The organism is Pontibacterium sp. (assembly GCF_041587635.1).
Taxonomy (GTDB): domain Bacteria; phylum Pseudomonadota; class Gammaproteobacteria; order Pseudomonadales; family Balneatricaceae; genus Pontibacterium.
This window is the reverse complement of sequence record NZ_JBFGYC010000488.1, coordinates 1-3,027: the sequence shown is the minus strand read 5'-3', so window position 1 is coordinate 3,027 and position 3,027 is coordinate 1. Positions and strand designations below refer to the sequence as shown.

Below are 3,027 nucleotides of genomic sequence, written 5' to 3'. Positions count from 1 at the left end.
TCGGGGTGTTGCAACGCTGTGTCTGGATCTGTCTGGTGACAGTCTGCATCGTCGTGCTTACCGCTTACGTGCGGGTGAAGCACCGTTAAAAGAGAATCTCGCAGCAGCGCTGCTTATTCGTTGCGGCTGGCCGGGAGTGGCTGAAGAGCGCCCGTTGTTGGTGGATCCAATGTGTGGTTCCGGCACGTTGCTTATCGAAGCGGTTCTGATGGCGGCCGATATCGCTCCGGGTTTGCATCGTCGTTACTACGGTTTCAATCGCTGGTTGCAGCACAAGCGTGATATCTGGCAGTCCTTGATACAAGACGCTGAGACGCGTAGAGATGCCGGACTAATGACGCTGACAACTAAGTTTGCAGGCCGGGACATGGACTCCAAGGTGTTGCGTACGGCAAAAGATAACGCTGCACGTGCGGGCGTTGATGCGTTCATTGAGTTTCGTACGGGGCGCATTGAGGATATGCAGCGTGGCGATTTGCCAGAAGCGGCAACGGGCCTGATGCTGACCAACCCGCCGTATGGAGAACGTTTGGGGGAAGAGTCGCAGTTGATGTTCCTGTACCGACATTTGGGCGATCTGCTTAAGCGCCAGTTCCCTGGATGGCAGGCGGCGATTTTTACCGGCAATCCTGAGCTATGCAAAGTGATGGGGCTGCGTGCAGATAAACAGTACAAATTCTTCAACGGTGCGATTGAAAGCCGTTTGTTTATATACGGTATTTCCGACAAAGTTGAAGAGAGGTCCGTAGCAGCTGAAGCGCAAGCTGAGCCCGCAGAGCTCAGCGAAGGCGCGCAGATGTTTGCAAACCGTTTGCGTAAGAATCTGAAGCAGATGTCTAAGTGGGTCAGACGCGAAAATATTCAGTGTTATCGTGTATACGATGCGGATATTCCTGAATATCAGGTGGCTGTGGATATCTACGGTGATCAGGTGCATCTGCAAGAATACGCACCACCCAAGAAAGTGGATAAAGTTAAATCCTTCACCCGTCTGAACGAAGTCATGGCAGCGTTACCTGTTGTGCTGGATATGCCAGCAGAGCGTATTACGTTAAAGCAGCGTAAACGTCAGCAGGGGACGTCTCAGTACGAGAAACAATCCCAGACCCAGCACTTCTTCGAAGTCCGCGAACACGGCTGTCGCTTGCTGGTGAATCTGAAAGATTATCTCGATACAGGGTTATTCCTCGATCATCGTCCGGTACGTCTGCGTATTCAGCAGGAAGCACAGGGTAAAGATGTCCTGAATCTGTTCTGCTACACCGGCACTGCATCGGTGCATGCAGCTGTTGGCGGCGCGAAATCGACGACCAGTGTGGATATGTCATCTACCTATCTGAACTGGGCTGAGCGTAACCTTGAGCTGAACGGCTTTAAAGGCAAAGCACATAGCTTTATTCGCTCAGACTGTTTCAAGTGGCTGCATAGTCAGTTCAAGCCGGAGTACGATCTGATCTTTATGGATCCTCCGACGTTTTCTAACTCCAAGAAGATGTCCAATGTGCTGGATGTTCAGCGTGATCATGTAGAACTGGTCGAAGCTGCGATGGGATTATTGCGTCCGGGTGGCAAGCTGATCTTCTCCAATAACTATCGTCGGTTTAAGCTCGATTACGAAGCATTGAGTGATTTCCAGGTTCGGGATATTACGCAACAAACGCTGGATCCAGACTTTAAGCGTAACCAGCGTATTCATGTCTGCTTTGAGATCACTCGCCCCGAGTGATCTCGTTTGGCACATTCTCTGCATATATAGCCGGTTAACTGTGCCCTGTTTTCGCATCAGCATTGTGATGGTATGCACTTTATTGGCGCTTCCTTCATAGAGGGCCCCGAAATCCAGTGGTTTCAGGGTGACCCGAAGTGGCGCAATCAAAGGACGCTGATGCAAAAGCAGGGCATTGATAACTAAAATAACGCACCAAAATGGTGCCTGATTGATTGTTCAGGCTAGTTTATGGTGCATAAGGTCATATACAAGCAGGAGTTAACAGTGGAAAACGTTAACAGTGCCGTTGAAACACTCGTTCAGAGTTCCAACACGCTCTTCATACTGATGGGCGCCATTATGGTGTTCGCCATGCATGCCGGTTTTGCCTTTCTTGAGGTCGGAACCGTACGTCATAAGAACCAGGTGAATGCGCTGGTTAAAATCATGACGGATTTTGGCGTGTCTGCGATCGCCTACTTCTTTATCGGTTACTGGATTGCATACGATGTGACGTTCTTTCAGGATGCGGCAACGCTGGCTGAGGGGAATGGTTACCAGTTAGTTAAATTCTTCTTTCTAATGACCTTTGCGGCAGCGATCCCGGCTATCGTTTCCGGTGGTATTGCGGAGCGTGCTAAGTTCTGGCCGGTTCTTTTGGCGTCGGCGCTGACTGTGGCGTTTGTATACCCATTCTTTGAGGGCATGATCTGGAATGGGAATTATGGTTTTCAGGCGTGGCTGGAAAGTTCGTTTGGTGCCGGATTTCATGATTTTGCAGGTTCTGTAGTTGTGCATGGTGTGGGTGGTTGGATTGCGCTTGCAGCGGTGCTGTTGTTGGGTATCCGTAAAGGTCGTTACCGTGGTGGCAAGCTGGTGGCGTTCCCGCCATCCAATATTCCGTTTCTGGCGCTGGGTGCCTGGATTCTGTCCATCGGCTGGTTTGGTTTCAATGTAATGTCTGCGCAAACACTGGATGGCATTTCTGGTCTGGTCGCTGTGAATACGTTAATGGCGATGGTGGGCGGTATTGTGACCGCGTTGATCGTTGGGCGTAATGACCCGGGTTTCATTCATAACGGTCCGCTGGCGGGTCTTGTGGCGGTCTGTGCAGGGTCTGATGTGATGCACCCTATTGGTGCGTTGGTTGTGGGCGGTATTGCAGGTGTGATCTTTGTCTGGTTGTTTACCATTCAGCAGAACAAGTGGAAAATCGATGATGTGCTGGGTGTGTGGCCGTTGCATGGTCTTTGTGGCGCCTGGGGTGGTGTTGCAGCGGGTATCTTTGGTTCATCTGCACTGGGTGGTCTGGGTGGCGT

2 protein-coding genes are annotated in these 3,027 nt (G+C 51.0%); both read left to right on the top strand.

Translation table 11 applies throughout. From position 1 onward, the window contains the following. On the top strand, window positions 1–1,726 hold a 1,726-nt coding region (gene rlmKL, locus ABYW01_RS17915), incomplete at its 5' end, for a bifunctional 23S rRNA (guanine(2069)-N(7))-methyltransferase RlmK/23S rRNA (guanine(2445)-N(2))-methyltransferase RlmL (RefSeq protein ID WP_372835437.1). Window positions 1,727–1,993: 267 nt separating this feature from the next. Continuing rightward, window positions 1,994–3,027: ammonium transporter (locus ABYW01_RS17910; protein WP_372835434.1), on the top strand; the 1,034-nt coding region annotated here is incomplete at its 3' end.